The organism is Pseudomonas sp. SG20052 (assembly GCF_031766055.1).
GTDB lineage: Bacteria > Pseudomonadota > Gammaproteobacteria > Pseudomonadales > Pseudomonadaceae > Aquipseudomonas > Aquipseudomonas mandelii.
The window spans coordinates 39194-55943 of the sequence record NZ_CP134498.1; the positions used below are offsets into that span (position 1 = coordinate 39194).

The window sequence follows — 16750 nt, forward strand, 5'->3', positions numbered from 1 at the left end:
CGAGGAGTTCTGATGGACCGTTACGTCGTATTCGGTAACCCGATTGGTCACAGCAAGTCGCCGCTGATCCACCGCTTGTTTGCCGAGCAGACCGCTCAGCAACTGGACTACAGCACCTCGCTGGCGCCACTCGACGACTTTTCCGACTTCGCCAAGACGTTTTTCCTCGAAGGTCGCGGGGCGAATGTGACGGTGCCGTTCAAGGAAGAGGCTTATCGCCTGGCCAACAGTCTGACGGCACGGGCGCAGCGGGCAGGCGCGGTGAACACCCTGAGCAAACTCGCCGATGGCACGTTGTTGGGTGACAACACCGACGGCGCCGGACTGGTGCGGGACCTGACGGTCAACGCCGGTTTCAGTCTCAAGGGCAAACGTATCCTGCTGCTCGGCGCTGGCGGCGCGGTGCGCGGTGCGCTGGAGCCGTTGCTGGCCGAGCAACCCGCTTCGGTAATTATCGCCAACCGCACCGTCGAGAAAGCCGAGTTGCTGGCGGAATTGTTCGCGGACCTGGGGCCGGTGTCGGCCAGCGGTTTTGACTGGCTGCAAGAGTCGGTGGACCTGATCATCAACGCGACGTCGGCGAGTCTGTCAGGCGATGTACCGCCGATTGCCAGCAGCCTGATCGAACCGGGCAAGACGGTGTGCTACGACATGATGTACGGCAAGGAGCCGACCTCGTTCTGCCGCTGGGCCACTGAACACGGTGCGGCGGTGTCGATGGATGGATTGGGGATGCTCGCTGAGCAAGCGGCAGAAGCGTTTTTCCTGTGGCGCGGTGTGCGGCCGGATACAGCGCCAGTGCTGGCCGAACTACGCCGCCAACTGGCGCTGTAGTTCTTTGTGGCGAGGGAGCTTGCTCCCGCTCGGGTGCGAAGCGCTCGCAGATTTTCAGGGCTGTTTCGCAACCCAGCGGGAGCAAGCGCCCTCGCCACAAGTTATGCGTTCGTCATCAGAGTGGTGTGTTAGTCCTCAAACCGGATCGGGCATTTCTCCGCCCCTTCAAGCTTCCTCAACTCCTCCACCACCTGCGGCCGCGCGCTGCGCAGCGTCAGGCTGCGATTCTGCTTGAGCAGCCGCCGCGCTTCTTGATGCAGCATTTCCACCCCTGAATAGTCGATGAAGTTGATCTGCTGCGCCTCGATCACCACACGCGCGCCGTGCATCCGTTGCAGGCGCACTTGCAGGTAATGGCTGGCGCCGAAAAAGATCGACCCGCCGACCTGCAGAATGTCTTCATCGCCTTCGCGCCAATGCTGGACTCGCGGTTGTGAAGTCCGCTTGAGGTAAAAGAACAGTGACGCCAGCACCCCGGCATAGATCGCGGTCTGCAACTCCAGCAGTAGCGTGGCCACGCAGGTCAGCGCCATAACCAGGAACTCGGCGCGGCTGACCCGCAACAGCGCGCGGATGCCGCGATGATCGACCAATCCCCAGGCGATCAACAGGATGCTCCCGGCCATGGCCGGGATCGGAATGTGCGAAATCAACGCCGCGCCGAAGATGGCGAACAGCGCCACCCACAGTGCTGAAAATACCCCGGCCAGCGGTGAGCAGGCACCCGCCTCGTAACTCAGGCCCGAGCGGGTGAAGGAACCGGCTGACAGCGAGCCGGAAAAAAACGCACCGACCATGTTCGAAAAACCCTGGGCGCGTACTTCCTGATTGGCGTCGAGCAATTGCTGGGAGCGTGCCGACAAGGAACGGGCAATCGACAGGCTTGTCACCAATCCGAGCATCCCCACCGCCACGGCGCTGGGCAGCAGGCGCAGGATCAGATCCAGGTCCAGCGGCAGCGGACTGAAGGGCGGCAGCCGCCCGACAAACGCACTGACCAACTTCACATGGCCAAACATCGACGGCCAGAACCACACCAGCAGTCCGCTCAGCGCCAAGGTGATCAAAAGCGTCGGCCAGCGTGGCAGCAGTAATTTCAGGATCACGCCCACCCCGACGGTGGCCAGCCCCAGCACCAGCGAAGGTTTATCCACGTCGCCGAGGTGTTTGAACACCATCAAAAAGCTGTCCAGCGCCGTGGACTGATTGGGCAGGTCGAGCCCCAGCAGGTTCGGCAACTGGCCGATGGCAATCACCACCGCCGCGCCGAGGGTGAAGCCCAGCACTACCGAGTGAGAAACGAAATTCACCAGGGCGCCAAAGCGCAACAATCCGAGCAGCCACTGGAAAATGCCGGCGAGCAGTGTCAGAAGCAGGATCAGGGTGACGTAGTCTTCTGACGCGGGAACGGCCAGAGGACTGACGCTGGCATACAGGACGATGGATATCGCCGCTGTAGGACCACAGATCAAATGCCACGACGAACCCCAGAGACAAGCGATCAGCACCGGAATGATCGCGGCGTACAGGCCGTATTCCGGCGGGAGACCGGCGATCAGGGCGTAGGCAATGGATTGCGGCAGCGCAAGAATGGCGCCGCTGAGGCCAACGATCAGGTCACGCCCGACGCTGGCGCGGGTTTGCCGGGGCAACCAGGAAAGGAAGGGAAAGAGTGAATGGCGGCTGGGGAAGGCCATGGGTCCTCTCGGGTGGAGTTTTGCGCAAGGGTATCAGTACGGGGTGAACATTGTGGCGAGGGAGCTTGCTCCCGCTCGTGAGCGAAGCGCTCGCAGATTTTTAGGGCTGCTTCGCAGCCCAGCGGGAGCAAGCTCCCTCGCCACAGGCAACCCTTACAACTTCGCTTTTACCGCCGGCAACGCATCTTTCCCATCCACGGTTTTCACGCCATCCAGCCATTTATCCAGCACGGCAGGGTTGGCCTTGATCCACGCCTTGGCTGCCTCGGCATTGCTGATTTTCTTGTTCACCACCTCGGCCATGATGCTGTTCTCCATCTCCTGGGTGAAACTCAGGTTGGTGAGCAGCTTGCCGACGTTCGGACAGGCCTGTGCATAACCTTTGCGGGTCAGCGTATAAACGCTGCCGGTGTCGCCGAAATACTTCTCCCCGCCTTTCAGGTAATGCATTTTCAACTGCACGTTCATCGGGTGCGGCGTCCAGCCGAGGAAGGTCACGAACTTCTGTTTTTTCACTGCGCGGGACACTTCGGCCAGCATGGCCTGCTCGCTGGACTCGACCAGTTTCCACTGGCCCATGTCGAAGTCGTTCTTCTTGATGATCTCTTGCAGCGAGATGTTCGCCGGGGCGCCGGAACCGATGCCGTAGATCTTCTTGTCGAACTTGTCGGCGTACTTATTCAGGTCGGAAAAGTTATGCACACCCGCGTCCCACACGTAATCCGGGACGGCCAAGGTGAATTCGGTGCCGTCGAGGTTCTTCGCCAGTTGGGTGACATCACCCGTGGCGACGAATTTGTCGTAGAAGCCCTGCTGCGCCGGCATCCAGTTCCCCAGGAACACGTCGACCTGGCCATCTTTCAGCCCGCCAAAGGTGATCGGCACCGCGAGGGTGTCGACCTTGGCCTTGTAGCCCATGCCGTCCAGCAGAAACCCGGTGATGGCGTTGGTCGCAGCGATGTCGCTCCAGCCCGGATCAGCCATTTTCACCGTGTCGCAGCTCTGATCGGCAAAGGCCGATGCACTGCCCAGAGCCAGTAGCCCGACCGTCAGTACTGTGGATAACTTTTGCATGGACTTCCCCTTAACATTATTGGTTTTGGCAGGGTTGTGGATAACGTGCTTTACGTTCCAGATCGTCGAGGTCGATGTGGTTGCGCATGTATTGCTGACTGGCGTCCACCAGCGGCTGGTGATCCCAGCTCTTCAGCTTGCCGATGGTCAGCGCCTCGGCGACGAATCGCCGGCGACGCTGGCTCGCGAGCACCTGTTGGTGGATCGCCGGAATGTCCCATTTGGCCCGTGCTTCAGACAGAAACGCCTCGAACAGCGGCCGATGTTGCGGCGATTGGCTGAGTTCTTCCTGTTCGCGCGGGTCGTTGTGTACGTCGAAGAGTAGGCAAGGGTCATCTTCGCTGTAGATGAATTTGTAAGCGCCACGGCGGATCATCATCAAAGGGCTGATGGTGCCTTCGGCCATGTATTCGCCGAAGACTTCGTCGTGACCGCCCTGCCCTTGCAGGTGTGAGACCAGCGAACGACCGTCCAGTGGCAAGCCCGGCTCCAGCGAACCGCCGGCCAGTTCTACAAAGGTTGGCAGCAAATCAGCGGTGGAAACCGCAGCACTGACCCGCCCGGCGCCGAATTGTCCCGGTGCGCTGATCAACAGCGGTACGCGGGCGGCCATTTCGAACCAATGCATTTTGTACCAGAGGCCGCGCTCGCCGAGCATGTCGCCGTGGTCGCCGGAGAAAACGATGATGGTGTCATCGATCAGCCCGGTATCTTCCAGCGTTTGCAGGAGTTTGCCGACGTTGCTGTCGATATAGCTGCAAGCCCCGAAATAAGCACGACGCGCATCGCGAATCTTATCCACAGGCAGCGGCTTGTCCCACAGGTCATACACCTTGAGCAAACGCTGGGAATGCGGGTCAAGTTCGGTTTGCGTCGGGGTTTCCGGCAGCGGGATGTCGGCATCGTCGTACATGTCCCAAAAAGCCTTGGGAATGGTGTACGGATCATGTGGGTGCGTCATCGACACGGTCAGGCAAAACGGCTGGTCGCCATCCTCGCGAATGTGATCGAACAGGTATTGCTGGGCCTTGAACACCACCTCTTCGTCGAAATCCAGCTGATTGGTGCGCACGCACGGCCCGGCCTGCAGCACCGAAGACATGTTGTGGTACCAGGTCGGACGCACGCCCGGTTCATCCCAGTTCACCGACCAACCGTAGTCGGCCGGGTAGATGTCGCTGGTCAGGCGCTCTTCATAGCCGTGGAGTTGATCCGGGCCACAGAAATGCATCTTGCCCGACAGCGCGGTGCGGTAGCCGAGGCGACGCAGGTAGTGGGCATAAGTCGGTACATCGGCGGGGAAATCGGCCGCGTTGTCGTACGCGCCGATTTTGCTCGGCAATTGACCGCTGACCAGGGTGAAACGCGACGGCGCGCACAGTGGGCTGTTGCAATAAGCGGCGTCGAACACCACGCCTTCGGCGGCGAGGCGGCTGAGATTGGGCAATTTGATGGGCGAGGAACCGTAGAACGGCAACATTGGCGCGGCCATCTGATCGGCCATGATGAAAAGAATATTCTTGCGCTTCATGTGATCGCGGCATTCCATAGTGAATATTTATGCGAGAGTGCTGCGATCGAGCATGGAGTCCATGCACTTTGTGGTAAAGCCCATGCACGGCAATGACTAGGATAAGCACCGCTTATGTATGACGCCCTTGGAAGTTTGTCGCTGGACCTGCTGCGAGCGTTTGAAGCGGCGGCCCGCCATCGCAGTTTTACCGCCGCAGCGGTAGAGCTGGGCACTACGCAGCCCGCCGTCAGCCAGCAGATCAAACGCCTGGAAGAACAACTCACCGCGCGGTTGTTTGATCGCATTTACCGTGGCATTGAGTTGACTGAGGCCGGGACCATTCTTTTCGAGCAGGTTCAGCTCGGTTTGCAGAATATCGATGCCGGATTAAGCGCGATCAGCACACAGCATCAACATGAAGTCTTGCAGGTGGCCACGGATTTCGCTTTTGCCGCGTATTGGCTGATGCCCCGATTGCACCGCTTTCATAAAGCCAATCCCCACGTCGACGTCAGCCTGGTCACCAGCGAGCGCAATCACAACATGCTGCGCACTGATATCGATGTGGCGGTGTTGTTTGGGGATGGCCGCTTCAAGCAGGGCGAAAGCCATTGGCTGTTCAGTGAAGAAGTGTTTCCGGTCTGCAGCCCGCTGCTGTTGAAGGATCGTCCCCTGCCCTTGCCGGCCCAGTCATTGCTGGAATTTCCACTGCTGCACCTGCGCGGCGAAAACAGCAGTAACTGGTTTGACTGGAGCGGCGTCTTTCGCGAGTTAGGGATTACATCGGCCCCGGCCCCCGGGCAATTGCGCTTCGACAATTACACGTTGCTGATTCAAGCGGCGATTGGTGGTCAGGGTGTTGCAATCGGCTGGCGGCACCTTGTGGATAACTTGCTGGCGCAAGGTTTGTTGTGTCGACCGATAGCCGACACGGTGATTTCCAGGCTCGGCTATTACGTGGTTCTGCCCCAGCGAAAACGGCGTGGGGTTTTGATCCAACAATTTGTGGACTGGTTGATGGCTGAGCAGGCCAGCAGCGCCCAATCGCTGAATGGTTTACCGCTGCCGTCTATCGCCGTGTAGGGTCGGTCGAAACGAAGTTCACATGCTCGCGAACGTGAAGATTCAGCCGCAGCTCATCGGCAATCCCTACGGCCACGCGGTTCAACCGTTCAAGCGGTTCGGCCAGGCCCGGTTCAAGGCTGCTGCTGACGTGGCTGAAATGTTCAATCGTCAGCCCCGGCACTCCGCGAGGCGCATTGACCAGGGTCCAGTGCAAGGCACTGCTTTGCAGGGCATCAAGGATTTCCTCGGCGGCATGCCGCTGAAGGGGGTCCAGCGCTTCAGCCTCTGTGTCGTCGAGTTCGGCAAAATCCCCCACCAGGAACAGCCGGGCAATACCGGCCGCCTGCATGCCCTCGATCAGCGCGTCCACGGCCAACACCTGTTCGACCGGGCCTGGAACGATGGTTTTTTCAACGGTCTCGCTATTGAATGGCAATCCGGGAGCGTCCAGCAGGCAAATAACCACCGAACTGCCCGCCACGCTTTGCTTGACCCGCTCAGCCTCGAACAGATCGCCGGTCTTGGTGCGCAATCCTGGGCGCGGTGGGAGCGCCGTCAGGTCATCCAGAATCGCGATCACTTCATGTTGACGCCGTAGCATTTCAGCCATCAGCGCACTGCCCAGGCTACTCATGGCACCATAAAGCACCACTTTGACCACCGGGGTTTCGGCATTTTTCATGGCTGAGATTCCTTGTTCACAACGTATATGGCGTGTGACCTGTGGGAATAGGTGAGGGTTCGACTGGGTTTCAGAGGGTTTCAGATGCAACAGATCAAGGGTTACCACGCCCATGTCTATTTCGACGCCACGAGCATTGACCAGGCGCGAGCGCTGTGTGAGCACGCCGCGCAGGTGTTCCCGCTGAAAATGGGCCGCGTGCATGAACGTCCCGTGGGTCCGCACCCGGACTGGAGTTGCCAATTGGCGTTCGGGCCGGAGCTGATCGGCAAAGTGCTGCCGTGGCTGGCGCTCAACCGCAAGGGTTTGGTGGTGTTTCTGCACCCGGACACCGGCGACGATCTGCTGGACCACACCGAGCACGCGATCTGGATGGGCGCAATCCGGCCACTGGACCTGTCTGTTTTTTGATCAGAGGTTTTCTTCGGCTTCGCCGGGCAAATGTTCGTCCAAGTGCAGCCAGGGTAAATGGCTGCGGGTCCAGATGTGACGCTCGGCCGGGGCTTGCTCCGGGTGATCGAGGGTGGCGATGGTCACGTCGATACTCTCGGGGCTCAGATGTGTGATCAACGCCAGTTGCGCCCCACAGTTCGGGCAGAAATAGCGCACGCAGGTAGTTGAAGATTCGTACTGCGCCGGCGTCCCTTTCAGCCATTTAAAGGCCGATACGGGAACCGTGATCCAGGTTGTCACGATCCCGCCGCTGACGCGCCGGCAGATCGAACAATGGCAGTGGGCGATGTCGTGCAAAGGTCCGCTGAATTGATAGCGCAGCTGTCCGCAGTGGCAGCCGCCGGTGTGAAATTCGCTCATGACCTTACCTCCTGATGTGTATTTCCTGACGCTTTCGCGAGCAGGCTCGCTCCCACATGGTTTTGTATACGACACAGATCCAGTGTGGGAGCGAGCCTGCTCGCGATGCCCGCAACTCGGTCGCCCTCCCTGCCCCAGTCCGACGACCGGTTGCACATCCGGTCAATGCTTTCATCAGCGAAAGCTGGGTGAAAGCTTCCCCGATTAGGATCGCCCCCACTGCCGGCAAAAGACCGGTCGGCCAATGCCAGTGTTTTATCGCTCGCACAGCCCATTTAACAACAACAATGGTGATTCTGATGTCCTCTGCTACCCGCCGCTTCGCTGCAACTCCGCCCGTACGCCTCGTGCTTCCCGTTCTGCGCTGACCCACCCGGTTCGCCCATTCCCTAGCCGCGCTACGCCTGGAGTATTCCCATGCTGACTTTCCTTGGCTTCGCCATGGTCATCACGTTCATGTTCCTGATCATGACCAAGCGCCTGTCCGCGCTGATCGCCCTGATCATCATTCCTATCGTCTTCGCCCTGTTCGGTGGTTTCGCGCCGAAGATCGGCCCGATGATGCTCGAAGGCATCACCAAGCTGGCGCCGACCGGCGTGATGCTGATGTTTGCCATTCTGTATTTCGCCCTGATGATCGACTCCGGCCTGTTCGACCCGGCCGTGCGCAAGATCCTCAAACTGGTCAAGGGCGACCCGCTGAAAGTGTCGGTCGGCACCGCCGTACTGGCGCTCGTCGTTTCCCTCGACGGTGACGGCGCAACCACTTATATGATCTGCGTGGCCGCCATGCTGCCGCTCTACAGTCGCATCGGCATGAGCCCGCGGATCATGGCCGGCCTGATCATCCTCGCCGGTGGCGTGATGAACATGACGCCATGGGGCGGCCCGACTGCCCGTGCGGCCAGTGCGTTGCATGTGGACCCGTCCGACATTTTCGTTCCGATGATTCCAGCGATGGCGTTCGGCGTGGTGGCAATCCTGGCGATTGCCTACTTCTACGGCAAACGCGAGCGTGCGCGTCTGGGTGAACTGCACCTGGTGGGCGATGAAATCGACCACAGTGAAATCAGCGTTTCGCAATTCCCGGATGCCCGTCGTCCGAAGTTGATCTGGTTCAACGGCGCCCTGACCCTGGGCCTGATGTGCACCCTGATTGCCGGTCTGTTGCCGATGCCGGTGTTGTTCATGGTGGCGTTCAGTATTGCCATGATCGTCAACTATCCTTGCCTGCAACAGCAGAAGGATCGCGTCGCGGCTCACGCTGGCAGCGTACTTGCGGTGGTCGGTTTGATCTTCGCGGCGGGCATTTTCACCGGTATTCTGTCGGGCACCGGCATGGTCGATGCGATGTCGAAAAGCCTGCTGGCGGTGATTCCTGATTTCCTCGGCCCGTACCTGGCCGTGATTACCGCGCTGGTGAGCATGCCGTTCACGTTCTTTATGTCGAACGACGCATTTTATTACGGCGTGTTACCAGTACTTGCCGAAGCCGCCAGTCATTACGGTATAACCGCGGTTGAAATGGCACGTGCCTCGATCGTCGGTCAGCCCGTCCACCTGTTGAGCCCGCTGGTACCATCGACCTACTTGTTGGTGGCCCTGGCCGGTATCGATTTTGGTGACCATCAGCGCTTTACCCTGAAATGGGCAGTGCTGGTGTGCATGTGCATACTGGTAGCCGCATTGCTGATGGGGATTTTTCCGCTGTTCAGCACTCTATAAGCCCAAGACTCACCACAAAGGGTCCAGGCTTCGCTGTTTGAAGCCGGGCCTTTTGTGGTTTAACACTCGCTCAAAGGAATACACATGGAATGGCTGACCAACCCTGAAATCTGGGTTGCCTTCTTTACCCTGACCGCCCTGGAAATCGTCCTGGGTATCGATAACATCATCATGATTTCGATCCTGGTCAGCCGCATGCCCAAACACATGCAGCAGCGCACCCGGATCTTCGGCCTGGCGCTGGCCATGGTCACGCGGATCCTGTTGCTGCTGTCGATCACTTGGGTCATGCGCCTCACCGCCGACTTGTTTGAAGTGTTTGGCCAAGGCATTTCCGGGCGAGACCTGATTCTGTTCTTCGGTGGCCTGTTCCTGCTGTGGAAGAGCTCGCAAGAGATGTACCACGCGCTGGAAGGTGAAGACGAAACGAACGAAGAGCCGAGTGGCAAGGGCGGCAACTTCCTCTACACCATCATCCAGATCGCGATCATCGACATCGTGTTCTCGCTGGACTCGGTGATTACCGCCGTCGGCATGGTCTCCCACGTACCGGTCATGGTCGCGGCGATCATCGTTGCGGTGCTGGTGATGATGCTGGCTGCCGGCACCATCAGTGAGTTCATCGACAAGCACCCGTCGCTGAAGATGCTGGCGCTGTCGTTCCTGCTGATCGTCGGTACGGTGCTGATTGCCGAATCCTTCGACGTTCACGTGCCAAAAGGCTACGTCTACTTCGCCATGGCGTTCTCGCTGGCGGTGGAAGCGATCAACATCAAGATGCGCACCGCGATTGCTAAAAAGCGCAAACAGCAGGATCCGGTGAAACTGCGCAAGGACATTCCGGGGCAATAACCCGAACCTGTGCACTGGCTGCTGCCAGTCAGTGCACAAAACCTGTGGGAGCGAGCCTGCTCGCGATAGCGGCCTGTCATTCAACATCAATGTTGAATGTGACGGCCTCATCGCGAGCAGGCTCGCTCCCACTTTTTTTGCTCTGTGATTAGCCTGGCGGATCGAGGTTATTCAACACTCGATTGCGGATACTTCACGATGGCGTGTTCAAAGGTTGACGCACCGAGCTCTGGTGGTTAGCGTCCCTCGCTCGCTTCAACTGACAATGACAAGGAATGCATATGTCTGGAAAACCGGCTGCACGCCTCACGGACCCGACCACCTGTCCCCTTCCCGGCCACGGCACCAACCCGATTGCCAGCGGCTCACCCGATGTCTTTTTCAACGGTCTTGCGGCCGCTCGGGTCAGCGACACATGAACCTGCGGCCAGGCCCTGAACGGTGGATTCTCTTCAACCGTGTTCATCAACGGCCTGAATGCCATGACGCTCGATAGCACCACCAGCCATGGCGGTGTGGTGATTGGCGGCTCCGGCAACGTCATCATCGGCAACTCTCATTCCCCTGCGCCCTTCATCCCGCCCTTGCCGATCATTGGCCAGCCTTTGGTCGAATTCAAAGCCGTCAGCGCCGGCAATGGCGAACCGATTGCCCAACAGGACTACGAAATCGAAACAGCCGAAGGCCGCATCGTCAAAGGCCAGACCAACGATGAGGGCATGACCCAAAGCGTCGCTACCCTACAGCCCGACCTCGCCGTAGTCCGCTGGACTGTCTGACGCCTCAAGGAAGAATGAAATGACTGGACAATGCATGGCCCCAGACGACCTGGACATGAAGAAACTCTGGGACAGCACCTGCGAACTCCCCGTTTGCAAACGCGAAACCACTAAGGGCGGCCCTAACCCGAAAACCCGCGTTGAAGTGCCATTACTGACCTGTAATTGCCTGTGGCGCAGGTTTCAAAAAGAAGCCGAAGAGTGGGTCGCACCGGGCGGCGTGTTGATTGCCGACCCGCAAGCCCGTAACCGCAAGATCAACGCGGCCTATGCACAATTGTGGCTGGCGGATAACCGGTTTCAGTGGGCGGGGTTGGCGGCGTTTGCTTCGAAGCAGGTGGGGTGTGGGTTGATCCATGCGACCAAGTTGCAAACGGCTATTGCGGCGCAGAAGGCGGCGCAGGAGAAATTGCGGACGGGGAAGTCGGAAACCCTTTTCGAAGGGTTTGGGTTCAAGCTCAGCAAGACTGATCCGGAAATCGAGAAAGAATTAGCGAACGCCAAAGCGGCCAATCCTCTTCCCACTGAGGATATTACCTTCGGCGACAACTCCCGCTCCGCTGTTCAGCAGCAGTTGGACTACGTGTATGAAATGCTGGCCCTCGGTAATACCTCGCTGTTTCTGGATGTTTATCCGTTGCATCGGTTTTTTATGGTGCGGGGCTTCAAAGAAATGGAAGCCTGTCTTTCCAAACGCAACCAACTAAAAAATGAAGTTCTGTGGCCCATCGCTGACAAAGTAGAGTTCGGTGCAGCGCGTGCAGAAGTGACCGATACTTTCAAAGCCATAGATGAAGGAAGAATTACCAAAAGCGTCGAATTCATGGCCGGTCATGAACAGCTGAACATTTTGCAACCTGCGATGTATGACGATTCCCACTTCGCTTACCTAATGCGCGGCACCCATGCTGGAGATGTCGTATCAGTAGTCACAGGGATGCTGTCCGGAGCCGCAGAAGAAATCCAGTTGACTCTGGCAAGTCAATGCAAAGCGGCAGACGGGCGAAAGGTTGCCTTCGGCAGTAATCCATTGGCCAATCTGGCAAACAAGGATCAACGAATGGAATTCGTACTTCGTGCTGCAACACAATTCGATGCCTTATTAAAAAACCCCACTTCAAAAGCCCAACTAAAGCAATCCATTACAGAAATATCTCAAGGTGGAGGGATCCGCTGATGAAACCACTCACCAGGCTATCTCTGATAAGCATGAGTGCAATTGTTATTGGGCTGTGTATTGCCTACTTCAATTGGAATACGGAAGTTTTGAGTGCGCACATAGGGAAGTCTTACAAGGATACCGTTGAGGACTCAACGTTTTCGGTGCCTGCGAATACCGCTTTTTATCCAAGCACGCCACCGCATCCTAGTTCTACATGGATATCAGAGCCAGTCATCATCCATTTTGATGATCCTGAGCATGGTTTTACGCTACCAGCAACCAAGTTTGGCGCCGTTGGTTTTGATGAAGGTAAAGTCTCGACCATGACAACTTCTCCAATGTTGGAGACCTTGCCTTTCAATCAGCTGATTCCCTTACTCACTCAGTTGCAGGGGAAGCTAAAAGACTCGGGCTGGGTACCGCGCAACCCACAAGATAACTCTTGGTTAGCCGTCGGCAGCGAAGTAGAAAAAAACGCTTTGCAAAGGCAGTTGTTCGATCAGGTAGTCATCGTGATGCTCCTTATACCTCACAAATACAGTCTTGCGCTAAACGTCAAATGCTACGCCCGCTGTGATGAGCGCGACCCGAAAACGGCGAAGTATCTGATTGATGTCAGTGTCGGTTCGGATTACTACAGCGAATGAAGAGCCGCTTCAGAAGGCGGCGTTGGTGTTTGCAAAGAGCAGCGTTTTTTACCCTGTTCATTTGTCTGACTTCTTTTCACCACCCAGTTGATTTTTTGAACATTCATATCGGGAAGTCATACAGAGAAGTCGCACAAGACTCGACATTCCCAAATATTTGATCGACGTAGGGCTAGGCGACGATTTCTTTAGCGATTGAACTACCAATGATCTTAGGGCAGCTGCGCAGCCCAGCGGGAGCAAGCTCCCTCGCCACAGGGGGTGTGTCGCGCACCTTTTCAACTGTCCGGCTGAGACCTTCGGGTCCCTTTTTTACTCTCTGCATCAACCTGTTTTCATGACAGTTTTGTTTCAATCACGTCTTTAGCTATGCGATGCTGGCGCCCAGACCGTTAGCCAACTACAGCTTAAGTACAGAACGTAGAACGTCGCGCGGCACCGTCAATTTGCCCCTCTGGGGCGCTACCACCACAGGGGGCCTGCATGCTCACCCTGCTCAATTTGTTATCGGCCGTGGCCTTATTGATCTGGGGCACGCACATCGTCCGAACCGGCATCTTGCGGGTCTACGGTTCCAATCTGCGCCATGTGATCGGCCAGAACATGTCCAAACGCTGGCTCGCGTTCATCTCGGGAATTGTCGTTACCGCGATGGTCCAGAGCAGCAACGCCACGGCCATGCTCGTCACATCCTTCGTCGGTCAGGGCCTGATGGCGCTGACGCCCGCCCTGGCAACGATGCTCGGCGCGGATGTCGGTACCGCGTTGATGGCGCGGGTGCTGACGTTTGATTTGTCGTGGCTGTCGCCGCTGCTGATTTTTCTCGGGGTGATTTTCTTCCTGTCCCGCAAGCAGACTCGCCTGGGCCAGATGGGTCGCGTCAGCATCGGCCTCGGGCTGATCATCCTGGCGCTGCAACTGATCGTCGAATCCGCCGCGCCGATTACCCAGGCGCAGGGCGTGAAAGTGATTTTCGCCTCGTTGACTGGCGATATCCTGCTGGATGCCCTGGTCGGCGCGTTGTTCGCGATGGTTTCCTATTCCAGCCTTGCCGCCGTCCTGCTGACCGCAACCCTGGCTGGCGCCGGCGTCATCAGCCTGCCGGTGGCGATCGGCCTGGTGATCGGTGCCAACATCGGCAGCGGTATCCTCGCGTTTCTCAGCACCAGCATGCAAAACGCCGCTGGCCGTCAGGTGGCGCTCGGCAGCCTGCTGTACAAACTGATCGGGCTGCTGCTGATCATTCCGGTACTGGACCCGCTGGTGCACTGGATCGACAGCCTCGACTTCAGCCCCCAGGAAATGGTCATTGGCTTCCACCTGCTCTACAACACCGCGCGCTGCCTGATCCTGTTGCCCAGCGTCGGCCCGATGGCCAGGCTTTGCGCGTGGCTGCTGCCGGAGCGGCCGGAGCTCAACGGCACGGCGAAACCCCGCCACCTTGATCCGACCGCGCTGGTCACCCCCAGCCTGGCATTGGCCAACGCCGCGCGAGAAACCCTGCGCATGGGCGATCTGATCGACAACATGCTCGAAGCAATGCTCGACGTGCTGCGTGGTAAACAATCCGCCATCACCCAGGAAATGCGCAAACTGACGGATGATGTCGAAGCGCTCTACAGCGCCATCAAGCTTTACCTGGCGCAAATGCCCCGAGAAGATTTGAGCGACCAAGACAGCCGGCGTTGGGCGGAAATCATCGAACTGGCGATCAACCTCAAGCTGGCCAGCGATTTGATCGAACGCATGCTGCGCAAGGTGCAGCAGCAGAAAACCTCGCAGCGCCGGTCTTTTTCCGAGGTTGGTCTGGAAGAACTGGCCGGGTTGCACAGCCAGTTGATCTCCAACCTGCGTTTGGGTTTGTCGGTATTTCTCAGTGCCGACAAGGAAAGTGCCCGCCAGCTTCTGCGTGAGAAACGTCGCTTTCGCGCACAGGAACGCCGCCTGGCCCATGCTCACGTCAGCCGTCTGCAACGTAAGATTGTGCAGAGTATCGAGACCAGTTCATTGCACCTGGAGCTGATCGCCGACATGAAGCGCTTGAACTCGCTGTTCTGCAGCAGCGCTTATGTGGTGCTGGAAACATCGGACAACGGTGCACTGGCGGTCGACGATATGGCTGACATCACGCATTCGCCTTGAACGTCTGGCGGTGTGGTCAGTCAGTAACATTGGTTCCGGTTCAAGATCATCGCGAGCAGGCTCGCTTCCACATTTGAATTGTGGTGTTCACAAAACCAATGTGGGAGCGAGCCTGCTCGCGATGGCTGCCTGGAAAGCGACACGGATCTCCAATCAGCCGTATGGAAGCTTGCTATGCGTTGTCTGCTGTTCGCCTGTCTGTTGCTTGGCTCATTTCCTTCGTTTGCCCTGGATCGTTTCCAGGTCGAGGGCTATACGCTGCCCAACGGTTTGCAATTACTGCTCAAACCCGGCACCGAGCGCGGGCACGTGGCGATTCGCCTGGTGGTCGGCGTAGGTCTGGATGATTTCAGCTGCGCCGACAAGGAGCTGCCGCATCTGCTCGAACACTTGTTGTTCAGCGGCATCGATGCAACCGGCGAAGGCGGCCTGGAAGAGCGCATGCAGGCGTTGGGCGGTGAGTGGAACGCGTTCACCAGCAACGCTGACACGACGTTCGTCATTGAAGCCCCGGCGAAAAACCAGCGCAAGGTGCTCGACCTGCTGCTGGCGCTGCTGACGCAGACCCGAATCGACGACAACGCCATTAACGCCGCCAAACAAGTGGTCGAGCGTGAGGACGGCGGCCATTACTCGCACTTGCAGCGCTGGCTGGATCGTCAGGACCTGGGCCACACAGCGAGCAATCAGCTGGCAGTGGAGCTGGGCCTTAAATGCCCCGAGCGCCCGGAAGTCGACAACCTGACTCGCGAGCAACTGGAGACGGTACGCAAGGCCTGGTACGCGCCCAATAACATGACGCTGATCGTGGTCGGCGAGCTCGACAAGTTGTTGCCGGCGTATCTGGAACGCTCCTATGGTGAACTTGAAGCGGTCGAGCCTACCGATCACCTGCCCTTGCCGGAAATCCAGGCCAGTGCCGCCCATGAGCGAACGCTGAGCGATGGTTTCGTCGGCGGCGGCGCCAAGTTGCATTGGCTGGTGCCGGAACCGGTGCTGCAGGATCAGCACGACGAAACCTTCGACCTGCTCAAGGACTATCTGGACTGGGCGCTCTACCGCCAATTGCGCCTGTCCCACGGTTTGTCCTACGGCCCCTCGGCCGAGCGCGAGGTGTTTGGCGGGGTGGGCTTCATGAGCCTGAACGCCGACCTTGAGCGCGATGACGTGCCTAAGGCCCAGCAGGTGCTGGAGGATTTGAAGACCGATTTGCTCAAGGATGGTCTCGACGCAGACACCTTCAACCGCCTCAAACAGGCCGCCATCGCCCGCCAGGCTTGGGCCGTGCAAGGCAACAGCGCGCTGGCCGATTACTACTGGAGCGCGCTGGGCGACTACCAGGACGGGCGTTTCGCCGCCCCGGCCAGGGAACTGCAAGGCGTGACGCTGGAAGAAGCGAACAAGGCCATGCGCGAGTTGCTCATGCAACCGGGGTATGTGCGGATCGAGAAGCCGCTGATGAGTTATGACCAGTTGATGTGGGCGATGGCCGGGGTGTTTGGCCTGATTGTCCTCGGGGTATTGGCTTGGCGAGTCCATCGCCGCCGGTAACTGGCCGCCCTGGCAGCAGGGCTTTTGTGGCGAGGGAGCTTGCTCCCGCTCGGCTGCGCAGCAGTCGTAAAACCGGTGCTTGCGCTCTACCTGATGACACGCAGTGTGCGGGTTTGGGGGCGCTTCGCACCCCAGCGGGAGCAAGCTCCCTCGCCACAATGTTGTATAGGGAAAACGGACGTATCCCCCTCGCCACGCCCCCGCCCGGGCGGTA

At 58.5% G+C, this 16750-nt stretch carries 14 protein-coding genes and 1 pseudogene; 10 read left to right on the forward strand and 5 right to left on the reverse strand.

Going from position 1 to position 16750, the window contains the following annotated elements; translation table 11 throughout:
- Positions 1-12 precede the first annotated feature (12 nt).
- A complete protein-coding gene (gene aroE, locus RHP74_RS00165; RefSeq protein ID WP_010465531.1) occupies positions 13-834 on the forward strand; it encodes a shikimate dehydrogenase in 822 nt (273 codons plus the stop codon).
- Positions 835-962: 128 nt separating this feature from the next.
- Here the strand turns inward: aroE and RHP74_RS00170 are convergent, their stop codons facing one another.
- From RHP74_RS00170 to betC, 3 genes are all read right to left on the reverse strand, one after another.
- The gene (locus RHP74_RS00170; RefSeq protein ID WP_010465533.1) at positions 963-2531 is read right to left on the reverse strand and encodes a SulP family inorganic anion transporter; all 1569 of its coding nucleotides are present in this window, start codon (positions 2529-2531) and stop codon (positions 963-965) included.
- A gap of 153 nt (positions 2532-2684) precedes the next feature.
- Complete coding sequence (choX, locus tag RHP74_RS00175) at positions 2685-3605, reverse strand: choline ABC transporter substrate-binding protein (RefSeq protein WP_010465535.1); 921 nt, start codon at positions 3603-3605, stop codon at positions 2685-2687.
- A gap of 16 nt (positions 3606-3621) precedes the next feature.
- Positions 3622-5136: a choline-sulfatase gene (gene betC, locus RHP74_RS00180; RefSeq protein WP_311097078.1), complete on the reverse strand. Its 1515-nt coding sequence runs from the start codon at positions 5134-5136 to the stop codon at positions 3622-3624.
- 114 nt (positions 5137-5250) lie between these two features.
- On the opposite strand from betC, the gene RHP74_RS00185 reads away from it, so the two are divergent.
- Complete coding sequence (locus RHP74_RS00185; protein WP_077748841.1) at positions 5251-6201, forward strand: choline sulfate utilization transcriptional regulator; 951 nt, start codon at positions 5251-5253, stop codon at positions 6199-6201.
- Here the strand turns inward: RHP74_RS00185 and RHP74_RS00190 are convergent.
- Positions 6188-6865: an NAD(P)-dependent oxidoreductase gene (locus RHP74_RS00190; RefSeq protein ID WP_010465542.1), complete on the reverse strand. Its 678-nt coding sequence runs from the start codon at positions 6863-6865 to the stop codon at positions 6188-6190. The genes RHP74_RS00185 and RHP74_RS00190 overlap by 14 nt on opposite strands.
- An 84-nt stretch (positions 6866-6949) precedes the next feature.
- Here RHP74_RS00190 and RHP74_RS00195 point away from each other — a divergent pair, with 84 nt between their 5' ends.
- Positions 6950-7276, forward strand: coding sequence for a DOPA 4,5-dioxygenase family protein (locus RHP74_RS00195; RefSeq protein WP_311097082.1), 327 nt, complete (start codon positions 6950-6952; stop codon positions 7274-7276).
- On the opposite strand, the gene RHP74_RS00200 is transcribed toward RHP74_RS00195, so the two are convergent.
- Complete coding sequence (locus tag RHP74_RS00200) at positions 7277-7678, reverse strand: GFA family protein (RefSeq protein ID WP_077748840.1); 402 nt, start codon at positions 7676-7678, stop codon at positions 7277-7279.
- Between the two features lie 417 nt (positions 7679-8095).
- Here RHP74_RS00200 and RHP74_RS00205 point away from each other — a divergent pair, with 417 nt between their 5' ends.
- The 7 genes and pseudogenes from RHP74_RS00205 (at position 8096) to RHP74_RS00235 (ending at position 16536) form a co-directional block, all read left to right on the forward strand.
- Entirely contained in the window at positions 8096-9403 is a 1308-nt protein-coding gene (locus RHP74_RS00205) for a CitMHS family transporter (RefSeq protein WP_017341736.1), read from the forward strand.
- An 84-nt stretch (positions 9404-9487) separates the two neighbouring features.
- Positions 9488-10255, forward strand: coding sequence for a TerC family protein (locus tag RHP74_RS00210; protein WP_077748839.1), 768 nt, complete (start codon positions 9488-9490; stop codon positions 10253-10255).
- 281 nt (positions 10256-10536) lie between these two features.
- A pseudogene (locus RHP74_RS00215) lies at positions 10537-11034 on the forward strand (PAAR domain-containing protein).
- 19 nt (positions 11035-11053) lie between these two features.
- Positions 11054-12211 (forward strand): DUF2515 family protein, encoded by a 1158-nt coding sequence (locus RHP74_RS00220; RefSeq protein WP_311097088.1) that lies wholly within the window; start codon positions 11054-11056, stop codon positions 12209-12211.
- Entirely contained in the window at positions 12211-12843 is a 633-nt protein-coding gene (locus RHP74_RS00225; protein ID WP_083375355.1) for a hypothetical protein, read from the forward strand. Before RHP74_RS00220 ends, RHP74_RS00225 begins: the two co-directional genes overlap by 1 nt.
- 483 nt (positions 12844-13326) lie before the next feature.
- On the forward strand, positions 13327-14985 hold the full coding sequence (locus RHP74_RS00230; RefSeq protein ID WP_311097089.1) for a Na/Pi cotransporter family protein: 1659 nt from the start codon (positions 13327-13329) through the stop codon (positions 14983-14985).
- Positions 14986-15159: 174 nt separating this feature from the next.
- Complete coding sequence (locus RHP74_RS00235) at positions 15160-16536, forward strand: insulinase family protein (RefSeq protein ID WP_311097091.1); 1377 nt, start codon at positions 15160-15162, stop codon at positions 16534-16536.
- Positions 16537-16750 lie beyond the last annotated feature (214 nt).

Bases quoted from the DNA above. Each gene is read 5' to 3' on its own strand.
- aroE (WP_010465531.1), top strand. From the start codon at position 13: ATGGACCGTTACGTCGTATTCGGTAACCCGATTGGTCACAGCAAGTCG.
- RHP74_RS00170 (WP_010465533.1), bottom strand. From the start codon at position 2,531: ATGGCCTTCCCCAGCCGCCATTCACTCTTTCCCTTCCTTTCCTGGTTG.
- choX (WP_010465535.1), bottom strand. From the start codon at position 3,605: ATGCAAAAGTTATCCACAGTACTGACGGTCGGGCTACTGGCTCTGGGC.
- betC (WP_311097078.1), bottom strand. From the start codon at position 5,136: ATGAAGCGCAAGAATATTCTTTTCATCATGGCCGATCAGATGGCCGCG.
- RHP74_RS00185 (WP_077748841.1), top strand. From the start codon at position 5,251: ATGTATGACGCCCTTGGAAGTTTGTCGCTGGACCTGCTGCGAGCGTTT.
- RHP74_RS00190 (WP_010465542.1), bottom strand. From the start codon at position 6,865: ATGAAAAATGCCGAAACCCCGGTGGTCAAAGTGGTGCTTTATGGTGCC.
- RHP74_RS00195 (WP_311097082.1), top strand. From the start codon at position 6,950: ATGCAACAGATCAAGGGTTACCACGCCCATGTCTATTTCGACGCCACG.
- RHP74_RS00200 (WP_077748840.1), bottom strand. From the start codon at position 7,678: ATGAGCGAATTTCACACCGGCGGCTGCCACTGCGGACAGCTGCGCTAT.
- RHP74_RS00205 (WP_017341736.1), top strand. From the start codon at position 8,096: ATGCTGACTTTCCTTGGCTTCGCCATGGTCATCACGTTCATGTTCCTG.
- RHP74_RS00210 (WP_077748839.1), top strand. From the start codon at position 9,488: ATGGAATGGCTGACCAACCCTGAAATCTGGGTTGCCTTCTTTACCCTG.
- RHP74_RS00220 (WP_311097088.1), top strand. From the start codon at position 11,054: ATGACTGGACAATGCATGGCCCCAGACGACCTGGACATGAAGAAACTC.
- RHP74_RS00225 (WP_083375355.1), top strand. From the start codon at position 12,211: ATGAAACCACTCACCAGGCTATCTCTGATAAGCATGAGTGCAATTGTT.
- RHP74_RS00230 (WP_311097089.1), top strand. From the start codon at position 13,327: ATGCTCACCCTGCTCAATTTGTTATCGGCCGTGGCCTTATTGATCTGG.
- RHP74_RS00235 (WP_311097091.1), top strand. From the start codon at position 15,160: ATGCGTTGTCTGCTGTTCGCCTGTCTGTTGCTTGGCTCATTTCCTTCG.